Annotated in this window: 14 protein-coding genes; 6 read left to right on the forward strand and 8 right to left on the reverse strand. The window is 66.7% G+C overall.

The window, feature by feature from the left end; translation table 11 throughout:
• Positions 1-78: 78 nt before the first annotated feature.
• From asnB to LG367_RS14645, 6 genes are all read right to left on the reverse strand, one after another.
• On the reverse strand, positions 79-1,773 hold the full coding sequence (gene asnB, locus LG367_RS14620) for an asparagine synthase B (protein ID WP_226469999.1): 1,695 nt from the start codon (positions 1,771-1,773) through the stop codon (positions 79-81).
• Between the two features lie 442 nt (positions 1,774-2,215).
• The gene (locus LG367_RS14625; protein ID WP_226470000.1) at positions 2,216-3,076 is read right to left on the reverse strand and encodes a pirin family protein; all 861 of its coding nucleotides are present in this window, start codon (positions 3,074-3,076) and stop codon (positions 2,216-2,218) included.
• An 82-nt stretch (positions 3,077-3,158) separates the two neighbouring features.
• A complete protein-coding gene (locus LG367_RS14630) occupies positions 3,159-3,770 on the reverse strand; it encodes a class I SAM-dependent methyltransferase (RefSeq protein WP_226470001.1) in 612 nt (203 codons plus the stop codon).
• A gap of 124 nt (positions 3,771-3,894) precedes the next feature.
• Positions 3,895-6,030, reverse strand: a complete 2,136-nt coding sequence (rlmKL, locus tag LG367_RS14635; RefSeq protein ID WP_226470002.1) for a bifunctional 23S rRNA (guanine(2069)-N(7))-methyltransferase RlmK/23S rRNA (guanine(2445)-N(2))-methyltransferase RlmL — start codon at positions 6,028-6,030, stop codon at positions 3,895-3,897.
• Between the two features lie 160 nt (positions 6,031-6,190).
• Positions 6,191-6,715, reverse strand: coding sequence for a hypothetical protein (locus LG367_RS14640; RefSeq protein ID WP_343225835.1), 525 nt, complete (start codon positions 6,713-6,715; stop codon positions 6,191-6,193).
• Between the two features lie 2 nt (positions 6,716-6,717).
• Positions 6,718-7,218, reverse strand: coding sequence for an MOSC domain-containing protein (locus LG367_RS14645; RefSeq protein ID WP_226470004.1), 501 nt, complete (start codon positions 7,216-7,218; stop codon positions 6,718-6,720).
• A 228-nt stretch (positions 7,219-7,446) separates the two neighbouring features.
• Here LG367_RS14645 and LG367_RS14650 point away from each other — a divergent pair, with 228 nt between their 5' ends.
• From LG367_RS14650 to LG367_RS14660, 3 genes are read left to right on the forward strand one after another with little or no spacing between them, the layout of a single operon-like run.
• On the forward strand, positions 7,447-8,037 hold the full coding sequence (locus LG367_RS14650) for an N-acetylmuramoyl-L-alanine amidase (RefSeq protein WP_425490979.1): 591 nt from the start codon (positions 7,447-7,449) through the stop codon (positions 8,035-8,037).
• A gap of 28 nt (positions 8,038-8,065) precedes the next feature.
• Positions 8,066-8,983: an acyl-CoA thioesterase II gene (gene tesB / locus LG367_RS14655; protein ID WP_226470006.1), complete on the forward strand. Its 918-nt coding sequence runs from the start codon at positions 8,066-8,068 to the stop codon at positions 8,981-8,983.
• Position 8,984: 1 nt separating this feature from the next.
• The gene (locus LG367_RS14660; protein WP_226470007.1) at positions 8,985-9,803 is read left to right on the forward strand and encodes a DUF2007 domain-containing protein; all 819 of its coding nucleotides are present in this window, start codon (positions 8,985-8,987) and stop codon (positions 9,801-9,803) included.
• A gap of 82 nt (positions 9,804-9,885) precedes the next feature.
• Here the strand turns inward: LG367_RS14660 and LG367_RS14665 are convergent, their stop codons facing one another.
• Positions 9,886-10,458 (reverse strand): EF-hand domain-containing protein, encoded by a 573-nt coding sequence (locus LG367_RS14665; protein ID WP_226470008.1) that lies wholly within the window; start codon positions 10,456-10,458, stop codon positions 9,886-9,888.
• Between the two features lie 146 nt (positions 10,459-10,604).
• Between LG367_RS14665 and LG367_RS14670 the strand changes: the two genes are divergently transcribed.
• From LG367_RS14670 to LG367_RS14680, 3 genes are all read left to right on the forward strand, one after another.
• Positions 10,605-11,189, forward strand: a complete 585-nt coding sequence (locus LG367_RS14670) for a hypothetical protein (protein WP_226470009.1) — start codon at positions 10,605-10,607, stop codon at positions 11,187-11,189.
• Positions 11,190-11,198: 9 nt separating this feature from the next.
• Positions 11,199-11,909 carry an arginyltransferase gene (locus tag LG367_RS14675; protein ID WP_226470010.1) on the forward strand — a complete coding sequence of 237 codons (711 nt, stop codon included), beginning with the start codon at positions 11,199-11,201 and terminating at the stop codon, positions 11,907-11,909.
• 263 nt (positions 11,910-12,172) lie between these two features.
• Positions 12,173-12,760, forward strand: a complete 588-nt coding sequence (locus LG367_RS14680) for a TlpA family protein disulfide reductase (RefSeq protein ID WP_226470011.1) — start codon at positions 12,173-12,175, stop codon at positions 12,758-12,760.
• Positions 12,761-12,790: 30 nt separating this feature from the next.
• Here the strand turns inward: LG367_RS14680 and LG367_RS14685 are convergent, their stop codons facing one another.
• Positions 12,791-13,858: an AraC family transcriptional regulator gene (locus LG367_RS14685; RefSeq protein WP_226470012.1), complete on the reverse strand. Its 1,068-nt coding sequence runs from the start codon at positions 13,856-13,858 to the stop codon at positions 12,791-12,793.
• Positions 13,859-13,876 lie beyond the last annotated feature (18 nt).

The following is a 13,876-nucleotide window of genomic DNA, read 5'->3' on the forward strand; positions in this document are numbered from 1 at the left end:
AAGCTCTTTTTGGCTCGTCATTCCCGCGAAGGCGGGAATGACGAGCAGCAGCTAAAGCGCTCCCAGCGTATCAGCGCTCTACAGCGCCGCGTTATGCACACCCGCCACCGCGCGCCCCGACGGATCGGCCGCATTCGCGAAACTCGCGTCCCAGGCAATCGCCGCCGGCGACGAACAGGCGATCGACTTGCCACCGGGCACAGTCTCGGCCGCAGCCGGTGACGGGAACGCCTGCTCGAACAAGCTGCGATAGAAATACGCTTCCTTGGTCAGCGGCGGATTGATCGGGAAGCGTTTGTCGGCGGCGGCGAGTTCGCGGTCGCTGACCTGCTTCTCCGCATGCGCCTTGAGTCCGTCGATCCAGCCGTAGCCGACACCGTCGCTGAACTGCTCCTTCTGCCGCCACAGGATCGACTCAGGCAGATAGCCGTCGAAGGCCTCGCGCAACACCGCTTTCTCGATGCGGCCGCTGGGCTTGTCGACCATCTTGGCCTGCGCGTCCATCTTCATCGCCACGTCGAGGAATTCGACGTCGAGGAACGGTACGCGTGGCTCCACGCCCCAGGCCATCATCGATTTGTTGGCGCGCAGGCAATCGTAGTTGTAGAGCGCGTCGAGCTTGCGCACCAGCTCCTCGTGGAACTCGCGCGCGTTCGGCGCCTTGTGGAAGTAGAGATAGCCGCCGAAGATCTCGTCGCTGCCCTCGCCCGAGAGCACCATCTTCACGCCCATCGCCTTGATGCGACGCGCCAGCAGGTACATCGGCGTGGACGCGCGGATGGTGGTGACATCGTAGGTCTCGATGTGGCGGATCACGTCCGGCAACGCGTCCAGGCCTTCCTCGAAGGTGTACTTGAAGCCGTGATGCACCGTGCCGAGCGCATCGGCGGCGATTTGCGCGGCGGCGAGATCGGGCGAGCCTTCCAGGCCGATGGCGAAGGAATGCAGACGCGGCCACCAGGCTTCGGAGACGTCGTCGTCCTCCACGCGCTTGCGTGCGAAGCGGGCGGCGCAGGCGGCGACCAACGAGGAATCCAGTCCACCCGACAACAACACGCCGTAAGGCACGTCGGTCATCAGCTGGCGATGCACGGCACGCTCGAAAGCCTCGCGCAGCTCCTGCGCCGAAACCTGCACACCCTCCGTCACTGCGTAATCGCGCCACGGCTTCTCGTAATACTTGACCAGCGAGCGCGTGGCACTGTCGTAGTAGTGGCCCGGCGGAAACTGCGCGACGTCCGCGCACAGGCCGGCGATCGCCTTCATCTCGGAAGCCACGCACAGGCGCCCTTCGCGATCATGGCCCCAGTACAGCGGGCACACGCCAATCGGGTCGCGGGCGATCAGGACGCGCTGCTGGTCGCGATCCCAGAGCGCGAAGGCGAAGATGCCGTTCAAACGGTTGAGGAAGTTTTCCGGCCCGCCCTGGTCGAGCACGTCTTCCAGATACAACGCGTTGATGACCTCGCAATCGGAGCCGGTCTGGAAGTCGTAGGCGTGCCGCAGTTCCTTCTTCAGCTCGCGATGGTTGTAGATCTCGCCGTTGACCGCGAGCACCAGCCGGCCGTCGGACGATTTCAGCGGCTGCGAGCCGCCGGCCGGATCGACGATGGCCAGGCGTTCATGGACCAGGATCGCGCCCTCGTCGGCATGCACCCCGCTCCAGTCCGGGCCGCGATGACGCTGGCGTTGCGAGAGTTCCAGCGCCTGTCGCCGCAGAGCGGGCAGATCGTCGCCCGTCTGCAGGCCGAAGATTCCGAGGATCGAACACATCGCGATGTCTCCAATTGGATTGCTTTATTTGGAAAGTCCGCACATCGAACCGTGCCGTCAGCGCGGTGAGGTGTGCGGGCTCTTGCGGAGGGCCCCGCATACGCCTAAAAACAAAAAACCCGCGCTGGGCGCGGGTTTCGGGGATGCTGGATGCTCGCTCGCACCTAGCCGCCGACCCGCCTTGTGGGCGCGCGGTTATTGGAACGGTTATTGACGTTCCGCTGGGCGTTGGCGATGGAGGTGACAAACGGCATGGGTCAGACGCTAACCGGTCCGCCGTGGGTTTGGCAAGCGCTTTCTGCCCTCTCCCTCCGGGAATCGAAGCCACCTCAAGCGGCCGAGGGTTGGGGTGAGGGTGCGGCGAAGTCCAGAGGGTTCAAACATCCGAACTTCGCCGCACCCTCATCCGCCCTCCGGGCACCTTCTCCCAAACGGAGAAGGATTAGAACTTGCCTTCCTGGAAATCGACGAAAGCTTGCATCACTTCCTGTTTGGTATTCATCACGAACGGGCCGTAGCGGGCGACCGGTTCGCGCAGTGGATGACCGCCGACCAGGATCAGCCGGGCACTTTCGCCGCCCGCCTCCATCCTGAGCAGATCACCGCCGCCAAGAACGCCGAGTTCGTGGGTCGCAAGCACGCGCACATCCTCGCCCTCGCCGAGCTTCGCCTCGCCCTCGAACACGTAGGCGAATGCGTTGTGGCCTTCCGGCAAGACATATTCCCAGGTGGCGCCGCGCTCGAGCGCGACGTCGAGATAGACCGGATCGGTCGCCGGCTGCGTGATCGGCCCGCGCACGTCGCCGACGGTACCGGCGATGACCTTCACGGTCACGCCGTTGGCAGGCGTCACCACCGGAATGCGCTCGGCGGCGAATTCCTGGTATTTCGGCACGGCCATCTTGTCCTTCGCCGGCAGGTTCACCCACAGCTGGAAGCCGCGCATGCGGCCTGCCTGCTGCTCGGGCATTTCCGAGTGCACCAGGCCGCGTCCTGCGGTCATCCACTGCACGCTGCCGGGCCCCAGCAAACCTTCGTTGCCGTGGTTGTCGCGGTGGCGCATGCGGCCATCGAGCATGTAGGTCACGGTTTCGAAGCCGCGGTGCGGGTGGTCGGGGAAGCCGGCCAGATAATCCTCGGGCTTGTCCGTGCCGAATTCGTCGAGCAGCAGGAACGGATCGAGGTCGGGAAGCTCGGCGCCGCCGATCACGCGGGTCAGCTTGACGCCGGCACCGTCCGAGGCGGCGGTGCCACGGATCTTGCGGGTCACGCGGGAGGCATGGAATCGAGTGGTGGCGTTCATGGCGATCTCTCGTCGGGGTCTAGATGCCCCAACTCTGCGGCCATGCCCGCACCGCCAACAGGGCGGCTGGTGGAACGGAGGGTTACATCGGCGCGGCGCCGACCTTCCGGTACACGTAAACGGTCGCCGGCGGGATGTTGCGCAGCACGAACGCGCCCCGCTCCGCCTCCAGACCCAGCGCCTCCGCCACCCCGGAAGCCAGCGGCGCCTGCGGGCCGTAAGTGAACTGCACCAGCCGTCCATCCTCGCGCAGGCAGGCGAATGCCGCGGCGTAGATGTCGTGCTGCACCCGTCGCGGCATCGACAGCACGCCCAATCCGGAGACCACCGCATCGGCCTTGTCCTCGCCCGTGAAGCCGTGCGCGGCCGCGATCGCTTCGAGTTCGCGCGCGTCGCCGTGGACGATGTGCACCTGCGGAAATCTCCGTTGCAGGCGGGTGTGCATGGCCGGATTCAGCTCGACGGACAGCAGATCCTGCGGCGCGATGCCATGGGCCAACAGACGTTCGGTGAAGACGCCCGTACCCGCGCCGAGTTCGATCACCCGGCGCGTCCCCAGCGGCAACTCGGCCAACATCGCCGAGGCCAGCTCCCGCCCCGACGGCACGATCGCGGCGGTGCGGCGGGGGTGCTTCAGCCATTGCCGCAGCAGAAACATCCAGTGGGGCATGGCGTTTTCGAACGTGTTGGTCATGCGGCCATCATGACCATGGAAGGATTCCAACTTTGTTAACCGGGCCTGTCCGTATCGGGCGCGCCGCTTCCTCTATTGATGCCATGGCGCTGTGACGATTCCGTGTTCGGCGCCGCCCCGACAGTCAGGCGCGGCGCAGCGCCCAAGTCCTGTGGATGCGTGGATTGCGAGCGAAATCCTGCGGAATGGTCTGCGCGCTGATGTCCTCGCACACGGCGAATTCGGCGACGGCATCGGCATCGAGCCGGAAACGGCGGAAGTTGTTGGAGAAATAAAGCACGCCTCCCGGCGACAACCGCGCCACCGCGGCGCGCAACAGGCGCACGTGTTCACGCTGCACGTCGAAATCGTCGGCGCGCGCGGAATTCGAGAACGTGGGCGGATCGCAGAAGATCAGGTCGTAGCGGCCACGGTCGGCTTCCAGCCAGCTCAGCGCATCCGCCTGCGCCAGGCGATGCGCGGAACCGCCGAAATCGTTTTCTTGCAGATTGTCGGCCAGCCATTCCAGATAGGTCGCCGACAGGTCGACGCTCGTCGTGGAAATCGCGCCCCCCACCACAGCCTGCACCGTCGCCACGCCCGTGTAGCAGAACAGGTTGAGGAAGCTCTTGCCGCGCGCTTCCTGGGAAATCCGCTTGCGCAACGGGCGATGATCGAGGAACAGACCGGTGTCGAGATAATCGAACAGGTTCACGCGTAGGCGCGCGGCGCCTTCGCGCACGACCAGCATCTCGCCTTTTCGATCGAAACGTCCGTACTTACTTCCGCCCTTGCCTCGCGAACGCGTTTTGGTGGCGATACGCTCGCGCGGCAGACCAAACACCTCGCGCGCGGCCGCCAACACTTCGCCGAAGCGGCGCCGCGTATCGGCTTCCGGAATGGAGGCCGGAGCGGCGTATTCCTGCACGTGCAGCCAGAGTGCCTCGGGATCATCGGCCTCCGTATAGACATCGATGGCCGCCGCGTATTCCGGCAGATCGGCGTCGTAGACGCGATAGCAATCGATCGCCTCGCGCGCGCGCCAGGACTTCAACGCGCGCAGGTTCTTGCGCAGGCGATTGGCGAGCATCTGCGCGCCTTCCGACAAGGCACGCGGCTCGGCGGACTCGCGCAATGCCGGCTTGATCGGATCACAAATGATCAGGCTGCATTCGAGGGCGCCGTTGAACAGCTGGTATTTCTTCTGCGCGCGCAAACCGGTGGCATGCGCGAGTTCCGCATCGCCGCAGAGGAGACTCGCGCGCCAATTCGGGACGGCCTGCCTCAGGCCATCGCCCAGGGCGCGGTAGAGCTCCGGATCGGCGGCGAGACGGGCGTCGTAGGGCGGATTGCACACGATCAGGCCGCGTGGATTCGATTGCACGGGCAGCACGGCGACATCGCGCACATCGAAACGGATCGCATCGCGCAATCCCGCGGCGGTGGCGTTCTCGCGCGCGATGGCGATGGCGCGCGGGTCGAGATCGCCACCGTCGAAGACATCGCGCAAGGCCGCGCGTCCGGCGCGCTCGCGCAGTTGGGCCTCCTCGACCAGCTTCGTCCATGTCGCGATGTCGAAGCCGTGCCAGCGCGTGGGCAATTCACCCGCGTATCTCAACAGGCCGGGCGCGACGTCCGCCGCCATCAGCGCGCCTTCGATCAGCAGCGTTCCGCTGCCGCACATCGGATCGAGCAGGCCGCCGCCTTCCGCGTAGAGCTTCGGCCAGCCACCGCGCAGCAGCACGGCGGCAGCGAGGTTTTCCTTCAGCGGCGCCTCGCCCTGCGCGCGACGCCAGCCATGACGATGCAGCGGACCACCACCCAAATCCACCGACAGGATCGCCCGGCCCTTGCGCACGACGAGATTCAGGCGCAGATCCGGCGCATCGACGTCCACGCTCGGCCGTGCGCCGCTTTGCGCGCGCATCGCGTCGACCACGCCGTCCTTCACCCGCTGCGCGGCGTAGCGTGCGTGCGTGATGGCCTCGCCCGCCACGTGCGCGTCCACCGCCAGTGTCATCGTGGCGTCGAGATGCTCGTGCCACGGCAACGCCGCCACGCCTTGGTACAGGGCCTGCTCGTCCGGACAGTCGAACTCCGTCAACGGCCACAGCACGCGGCTGGCCAGGCGCGACCACAACACCGCACGCTGCGCATCGACCTCCTCGCCTTCCACGTTGACACCGGCGATCGCGGCGCTGGCGCGCGCGCACCCCAGCGCCTGCAACTCGTCGACGAGCAGGTATTCGAGGCCTTTGGCGCAGGAGACGAAGAATTTCATGGAATTGCTTTCTGCTTTCCCTTCTCCCTCCGGGAGAAGGTGGCGCGAAGCGCCGGATGAGGGAGGGAAATCACTTTCCTGGGAGCGTATCTCGGCGAGTCAGTTCCTGCCCTCATCCGCCCCTCGGGCACCTTCTCCCGGAAGGAGAAGGAAAAGCAAATCAAAAGCGCCGCAACAACTCCGCGAACGCCTCGGCGGAAGCGGCGACGTGCGCCGACAGACGATGGCTGTCATCCACCATCAGCACGCGCGCGCGGCGCGGGTGTGCCCAGTCGATCACCTGCTGCGCGGGAATCAGCTCGTCGTCCCAGCCGTGGATGATCGACACCGGCACACGCGCGGCATCGAGCGTTGGCGCCGGCCCCATCGACACCGGCGGCGCCATCAGGAACAGGCCGACGACCGGCACCTGCAGCGATACCTGGCCCGAGATCCAGGCACCGAGGCTCGATCCCGCCAGCACGAGCGGACCACGCGCCGCCGCCTCGCGCGCCAGTGCATGTAGGCGCTGCAGGCGCGTGGGCACGTCGCCGAGTTCGCTGACCACGCGCCTGGCGTCCAGGTCGGTGTAATCGGGACGCTCGTGCGTCCAGCCCAGTTGTTCGGCGACCTCGGCCAGCGCCGTCACCTTCGTGGCGTCCGGTCCGCTTTCGAAGCCGTGCGAGAGGATGCAATGGCCGCGCATGCTCAGGCTTCCACCCAGGTCACGGCATCGCCGACACGGAACTTGCCGCCTTCGAGAATGCGCGCGCACAACCCGCCATGCCCGCGCATCGCGTTGTAGCCGCCAGGACCGAGCGCCGCCTCCATGCGCGAGCACGGATCGCAGGCATCCACGCCCTCAAGCAACACATCGCCGATGCGAAAGCGCCGATCCCTCAACGCAATCAGCGGAATGCCGGAGACGACGACGTTGCGGCGCAGGAGCGCGGGCGGCACGCTGGCGTGGCCGCTCAGCGCGGCGATCGTCGGCAAGTGCTCGGCCTGGATCAGCGTGATGCCGCGATTGCCGCTACCGCCGGCATACCGGTCTCCCGCCAGCCCGCCGCCGGCCTGGGCATCGACTTCGTCGACCTCGCGCATCGGCACGTCGCGCGCCGGGCGCAGGCCGATCCATTCGACCCGGCCCCCTCGCGGGAATTGCGACATCAGGCGATACAGTTCGGAATTCGGGGACGGGAGCGACATGCGCGAATGCTAGCATCGCCAAGAGCCTATCTCGGCAGGGAACATAGGTCGCGTTGTTCCGCTGCAGCCGCCGGGCGGCTACAGCGGAACAACCCTCCGGGCTGGGACTGTGTGCCCGCAGCGCAGCGTCATCGCTCAGTTGCGTATCGGCATACGCGCCCTCACTCTTCCTTGCGCTGCGGGCACACAGTCCCAGCGCAACCTATGTTCCCTGCCGAGATAGGCTCTATGACCACTGCTCGGATCGACCCGCTCCCCTACGTCGAAAAACTCGACCCGCGCCCGCTTTCGCAAATCGATCTGGTCGTCATTCACTGCACCGAACTCCCCGACCTGGCGACGGCGCGCGACTATGGCGAACGTGTGCTGTACCCGGCCAGTGGCACCGGCAACAGCGGCCACTGGTACCTCGATCGCGACGGCAGCGCCGTGCAGTACGTGCCGCACGAGCGCATCGCCCATCACGTGCGCGGCTACAACCCGCGCTCGATCGGCATCGAACTGGTCAACACCGGCCGCTATCCACACTGGCTGGATTCCCAGCACCAGGCGATGCAGGAACCCTATCCGCAGGCGCAGATCGCCGCGCTGCTGTTGCTGCTGGAGCGCTTGAGCGAAACCCTGCCGTCGCTGCGCTGGATCGCCGGCCACGAGGAGCTCGACACGACGACCGAGCCGGCCAGTGACGACCCGGCGCTGGAAGTCCGGCGCAAACTCGATCCCGGACCGCTGTTCCCCTGGCCGCAGGTGCTGGCGACGACGACGCTGCAACGCCTGCAACCGTCCGAACCGGAGGCCGGTCGCGGGGGGCCCGTATAATCCGGGTCTGCCCACGATACCGGCGCCCATGACCTCCCCCGTCTCCGAACTGATCGAACTGCTCTCGCTGGAACGGCTGGAGAACAACCTGTTCCGCGGCCAGAGCCGCGACATCGGCACCAAGTACGTGTTCGGCGGCCAGGTGCTGGGACAGGCGCTGTCGGCGGCGCAGGCGACGATGACGGCGCCGCGCGACGCGCATTCGCTGCACGCCTACTTCCTGCGCGCCGGCGACATCGAACACCCCATCGTCTACGACGTCGACCGTACCCGCGACGGCGGTTCGTTCTCGGTGCGGCGCGTCACCGCGATCCAGCACGGCCAGGTGATCTTCTTCTGCGCGGCTTCGTTCCAGGAACGCGAGGAAGGCGTCGAGCATCAGCTGTCGATGCCGGAAGTGCCCAAGCCCGAGGACATCGACCCCGCGCACGCGGTGCCGCAGGAAGTGCTGGCCAAGCTGCCGATCAAGATCCAGCGCTGGCTCGACCGCACCGGCCCGTTCGAATTCCGCCACGTCTATCCGCGCGACGAACTCAAGCCGCCGAAGCGGCCGCCGTTCCAGCAGGTCTGGTTCCGCCTCAGCGAGCCGGTCGGCGACGCGCCCGAACTGCATCGCGCCCTGCTCGCCTACGCGTCGGATTTCCAGCTGCTCGGCACCGCCACCTTCCCGCACGGCATCAGCTACTACCAGCCGAACGTGCAGATGGCCTCGCTCGATCATGCGCTGTGGTTCCACCGCCCGTTCCGCGCCGACGAGTGGCTGCTGTATTCGATCGACAGCCCCAGCGCGCAGGGCGCGCGTGGGCTGGCACGCGGCCAGATCTTCGATCGCGACGGCAAGCTGGTGGCGAGCACGGCGCAGGAAGGCATGATCCGCGTCACGACGGCTACCGACGCGACGACGCACGTCCCGGCATCGAAGCCGCCTCAAGCGGCTGAGGGTTGAGATGAGACAGGTCTTCTCCAGCGCTCGATTGGAAAACGTCGAGGCGGTCGCGAAGCTGCTCGAAGAAGCCGGCATCGAAACGCGCGTGACCAACGGACGCTCATACAAGAGCGCGATCCGTGGCAATTTCAGTTATCGCGACGACGGCAAGCAGCAGATGCCGGCGGTGTGGATCGTCAAATCCGAGGACCAGCCGCGTGCGCGCGAGATGCTGCGCGAAGCCGGACTGATGGATTCCTCGCGCAACGCGCCGGACAGTTATCTCGCGATGAGCTTCCGCAACGAACTGCCCGATCGTGGCGGCCGGAGTGCAAGCGAGCGTCGCGCCTTCCGCATCAAGCTCGGCCTGATCGCGGTGATCGCCGTCGTGATCGCGCTGACCTTCATGTCGTGGCGCTCGAATCGCACGCCGGTGCCGGCAACCGCGCCCAAGCCCGTGGCGATGGTCAGCACTGCGGAATTGCCGCGCGGCAAGACGCCGGTGCCGGACAGCCTCGCGCTGGCGGTGCTGCGCGGCGATATCCCGAAGGAAGCCGGCAGCCATGTCTGCATCGCCGTCGACGCGCGCGATCCCTCGCCCGCGCTGCTGGCCGCGCTGCCTCAGACCCAGGCCACGGTGCTGCCGGTCTCGCGCTGCCCGGCGCAGGGCAACGGCGACGCGCTGCCGCTGGTGCTGGCGGTGGGCCGCTACGAGAGCGGCGTGCCTTCGGGTTCCGGCATCGTCTATTTCGTGCGCCGTCGCGGCAACGGGCCGGTGGTGCCGCGCTGGTTCGAGGTGCGGCCGGAAGGTGACAGTTGGCGTGTGATCCAGCCGTTGTAAGAAGCTGACGGCCGCCGCGTGGTTGCACGCGGCGGCCGGTTCAACGTTGCACTCGTCGCAACAACTTTCCGAAACTTTCCGATCAGGACTTCGGCGCCTGCGCTGGCGCGGCCAGCATCTTCCCGCGCGGCCCATGACAGACCTCGCGGACACCGGCGAATTCTTCCGCGCTCAACTTGCCGTCCTTGTCCGTATCGGCCTTGACGAAGCATTCGGCCTGACGCTGTTCGGCGCGGGCCTGGAAATCCGCGCGATCGAGATAGCCGTTCTTGTCGGCGTCGAGTTCGGCGAAGCGTTCGGCCAGCTTCGGATCCGCGGCGGCTTCGGCGCGGCTGACGCGGCCGTCCTTGTCGTTATCGAGCGCTTTCCACTTACCCTGGCGCTCGTGGTGGCGCATGCCGCTGCGCGCCTGCGTGCGTTCGTCGGCGCTGAGCTTGCCGTCCTTGTTGGTGTCGATCTCGTCGAAGTGCTCGGAGAGCCGCGGGGCCGCCGCCGCTTCGCTGCGATCGATCACGCCGTCGCCGTTCTTGTCGAGCTGGGCCAGATGGCCGCGCGACGCGGCCGCGGTGCCGGTGCTATCGGACTGCGCGGCGAGCGCTACGCCGGAGGGCAGCAGGGTCAGCAGCGAAACGGCGAGTAGGGTCTTGCGGGTCATGTCGGGAATCTCCTGGTCGAGGCACGGCCGTGCCATGCCTCGATCAACGCGCGATCCCGGCAGCGGTTGACCGCCGCCCGCGGGCAACCTGAAGACCATGGACAGGAATCGCAGCCGTTGCGAGACGCCAGCGGTATGCTCCTCCCATGTCCACCGCCCTCGCCCGCACCGTCTCGATCCTCGGCCATCCCCTGGCCGTGCTGTCGCTGGCGTTGCTGGCCACGCAGGCGGGCCGCGGCTCCGTGGCGCAGGCGTGGCAGCTCGCCGCCGGCCTCGGCGCGGCCGCTGTGCTGGTGATGGCGTATTCATGGTGGCAGGTCCGCCGCGAGCGCTGGGGGCACGTCGATGCCAGCCATCACAGCGAACGCGGCAGCCTGAACCGTTTCCTGCTGATCGTCCTGAGCGCCGGCGCGGCCGTCGCCTGGATGGCCGGCGCCACGCGCGGCGTGCCGGCCGCGCTCGCGTTCTCGGCAGTCATCATCCTCGTCGCGCTGCTCACCGCGCGCTGGTGCAAGCTGTCGCTGCATCTGGCCTTCGCGGTGTTCGCCGCCTGCCTGCTGGCGCCGCTGGCGTGGTGGGCCACGCTCGCCGGTCTCGTCTTCGCCGCCTGCATCGCCTGGTCGCGTCTGTCGCTGTCGCGGCACGTGCCGCGCGACCTGGTCGCCGGCGCGGCGACGGGCGCCATCGCCGGTATCTCGTTCCTGCTGCTCCTGCGCGCGGGACAGGTCTAGGACGCCCCCATGCGCGACGTCGACGACCTGCGACTGTTTCACACCGGCGAGCACATCTGCGGCTACTGGCCGGAGCGCATCGCGCGCGATCTGGTGCTCGATCCGCGCGATCCACGCCTGCTGCAGGTGTACCCGCGCGCGCTCGGCTGGGGTTTCCGCCGTTCCGGCGACATCGTCTATCGGCCGCACTGCCCGAACTGCCAGGCCTGCGTGGCGGTGCGGATTCCCGTCGACGAATTCACGCCCAACCGCAGCCAGCGCCGCTGCCTCGCACGCAATGCCGACGTCGAGGAACGCGTGCTGCCGGCCAAGCGCAACGACGAGCGCTTCGCCTTGTACCGCCGCTATCTCGGTGCGCGCCATATCGGCGGCGGCATGGACGATCACGGCGCGACCGAGTTCGACCAGTTCCTGATCGGCAGCTGGTCGCAGGGGCGCTTCCTCGAATTGCGCCTGCATGGTCGCCTGATCGCCGTCGCGGTGACCGACCTGGCCGACGCCGCGCTGTCCGCCGTCTACACCTTCTACGATCCGGACGAAGCGGCGCGCAGCCTCGGCACGCTGGCGATCCTGCGCCAGATCGAATGGGCGCGTCGCGACGGCCGGCGTCATCTGTATCTCGGCTACTGGATCGATGGCCACGCCAAGATGGATTACAAGCGGAACTTCCATCCGCTCGAATCGTTCGATGGCAGGAAGTGGGTAAGGGATCGCGCTTAGGCGATACCTTCAGGGCTTCGACGCTTCAACGCACGCTCCATTGAAATCGTCTTCGTTTCCGGCGCACGCACGCTGTTCGTCGTCATGCACGTGCTGTTCGCATGGCGTCCCGATTTCGTGGCATCGCATCAAACTCTTTTGCGTCGCAACATGCCTCCGATCAACGCGCACGCGATCACGGATCGGATGCGATCCTCCTTGACGGCGGGAATGGCGGTTCGCAAAGTGCGCAGGCCTCAACCGGCCTGATGCGGACGACACAGATGCGCCGAATTCCCTGGCTATTGATTGGACTGCTGCTTTCCGCGACGCTCGTGCTCGTTCTCGCCTGGCAGAACCGCGAATTGCGGCAGCAGAAGGACGCACTCGAGAAGCGCGCCTTCGAGCCCTACGTCGGCATGTGGGTACCGGAGATTCCGGCCAAATCACTCGACGGTGCTGCCGTCGTGATCGGCACCGCGCCGAAGCAGTTCCAGGTGCTGTATTTCTTCACGTCCACCTGCCCGTATTGCAAGCAGTCCGCGCCGCTGGTGCGCAAGCTGGCCGAACAACTGGCCTCGGACTCGACCCGCGTCCAGATGCTGGGCGTGGCGGACGGCGAATCCGAAGCGGTGCGTCGCTACGTCAACGAACACGGATTCGGATTTCCGGTCACAACGCTGTCGGATCGCCGCAAGCTGGCCTTGTTCAAGGCCCAGGCCGTGCCGTTGCTCGTCGTCGTCGATGCGCAAGGACGCGTCAGGCATTCGCACCTCGGCGTCTTCGACCGGCAGGACGAGATGGATGCGATCCTGAAAGCGGTCACACCGTCGCAGGAAGCGAAAGCAGCGAAGGCTGCTGGTCCAGGATGAGGTCGACGCCGTCCCGACTGGAAGCACGCGTCAGTCCGCCGACAACCCCAGCAGTTTCCTGCGCGCGGCGCTTGGTGTCGTTCCGCTCCAGCGCCGGAAGGCGCGCGTGAACGAAGGCGGATCCTTGTAACCCAGCGCGGTGGCGATGTGCTGGATGCTGATATCGGGATCGGCCAGCATGCGCATGGCATCGCGGCGGCGCGCTTCGTCGAGCAGTTCCTGGAAGCCGGTGCCGAGTTCGCTCAACTTGCGCTTCAGCGTGCGGCTGGACATGTACAGCTGCGACGCGACTTCCGCCAGCGGCGGATAGTTGCCGCGCTCGCTCAGGCGAATCTTGGCGCGGATGCGTTCCAGCAGCGTCAACGACGGGACGCTGGAGATCGCCGCCTCGCGCTCGATCTGCTCCAGCGCATGCTGTGCGGCGCTGCGATCGGCGGTGATCAGCGGGCGATCGAGATATGCCTGCGGAAAGCGCACCTGCACCGACGGCATAGAGAAGCGCACCGTCGGCAGGCGTGACTTGTACTGGGCGAAGTAGTCCGGCTCCGGCCAGTCGAACCAGAGCTCACACCATGGATGCGCCTCGCCGATCAGGAAACCGAACATGCGGTATACACCGACCAGGATGCCTTCCAGGAAAAGCTGTCGCCACGAACCGAGATTGTGCGTCTCGTGCGCTTCGAGAATGGCCAGATCGCCATCGAATTGCAGAGTCAGCGTGACATCGCGCTGGCGCAAATGCTCGTAGCGGATCATCAGATCGATCGACTCGCGCAGGTTGCGCGCGCTCATCGCGGCGTAGCCGAGGTAGCCGTGCGCGGTCGGGATCGAACGCAGGCCGAATTCGATGCCGAAACCGACTTCGCGGCTCGCCGCCACCACACGGCGCATCACATCCGCAGCATCGCGCGCCATCACCCGCATGTCGGGGCTGTTCAGCATGTCCATCGTCAGTCGGCTGCCGACGAGGGCCGCTTCGACATCGACGCCCCGCTCCGCCGCCGCATCCAGCAGGATGCGCAGGTAGGCCGCTGGCAGCGAATTGCGCAGGGCCGGACGAGGGCGCGAATCGCCCGATGCGGTCGTTGGAGCGTGCAAGCGATGAGTTCCGGAGGT

Origin of the sequence: Luteimonas panaciterrae, from assembly GCF_020511115.1 — a bacterium.
GTDB lineage: Bacteria > Pseudomonadota > Gammaproteobacteria > Xanthomonadales > Xanthomonadaceae > Luteimonas > Luteimonas panaciterrae.

What these genes read in the sequence shown, in the direction of transcription:
- LG367_RS14625 (WP_226470000.1), bottom strand. Translation starts at nt 3,076, where the DNA reads ATGAACGCCACCACTCGATTCCATGCCTCCCGCGTGACCCGCAAGATC.
- LG367_RS14630 (WP_226470001.1), bottom strand. Translation starts at nt 3,770, where the DNA reads ATGACCAACACGTTCGAAAACGCCATGCCCCACTGGATGTTTCTGCTG.
- asnB (WP_226469999.1), bottom strand. Translation starts at nt 1,773, where the DNA reads ATGTGTTCGATCCTCGGAATCTTCGGCCTGCAGACGGGCGACGATCTG.
- LG367_RS14640 (WP_343225835.1), bottom strand. Translation starts at nt 6,715, where the DNA reads ATGCGCGGCCATTGCATCCTCTCGCACGGCTTCGAAAGCGGACCGGAC.
- LG367_RS14680 (WP_226470011.1), top strand. Translation starts at nt 12,173, where the DNA reads ATGCGCCGAATTCCCTGGCTATTGATTGGACTGCTGCTTTCCGCGACG.
- tesB (WP_226470006.1), top strand. Translation starts at nt 8,066, where the DNA reads ATGACCTCCCCCGTCTCCGAACTGATCGAACTGCTCTCGCTGGAACGG.
- LG367_RS14670 (WP_226470009.1), top strand. Translation starts at nt 10,605, where the DNA reads ATGTCCACCGCCCTCGCCCGCACCGTCTCGATCCTCGGCCATCCCCTG.
- LG367_RS14650 (WP_425490979.1), top strand. Translation starts at nt 7,447, where the DNA reads ATGACCACTGCTCGGATCGACCCGCTCCCCTACGTCGAAAAACTCGAC.
- LG367_RS14665 (WP_226470008.1), bottom strand. Translation starts at nt 10,458, where the DNA reads ATGACCCGCAAGACCCTACTCGCCGTTTCGCTGCTGACCCTGCTGCCC.
- LG367_RS14675 (WP_226470010.1), top strand. Translation starts at nt 11,199, where the DNA reads ATGCGCGACGTCGACGACCTGCGACTGTTTCACACCGGCGAGCACATC.
- rlmKL (WP_226470002.1), bottom strand. Translation starts at nt 6,030, where the DNA reads ATGAAATTCTTCGTCTCCTGCGCCAAAGGCCTCGAATACCTGCTCGTC.
- LG367_RS14660 (WP_226470007.1), top strand. Translation starts at nt 8,985, where the DNA reads ATGAGACAGGTCTTCTCCAGCGCTCGATTGGAAAACGTCGAGGCGGTC.
- LG367_RS14645 (WP_226470004.1), bottom strand. Translation starts at nt 7,218, where the DNA reads ATGTCGCTCCCGTCCCCGAATTCCGAACTGTATCGCCTGATGTCGCAA.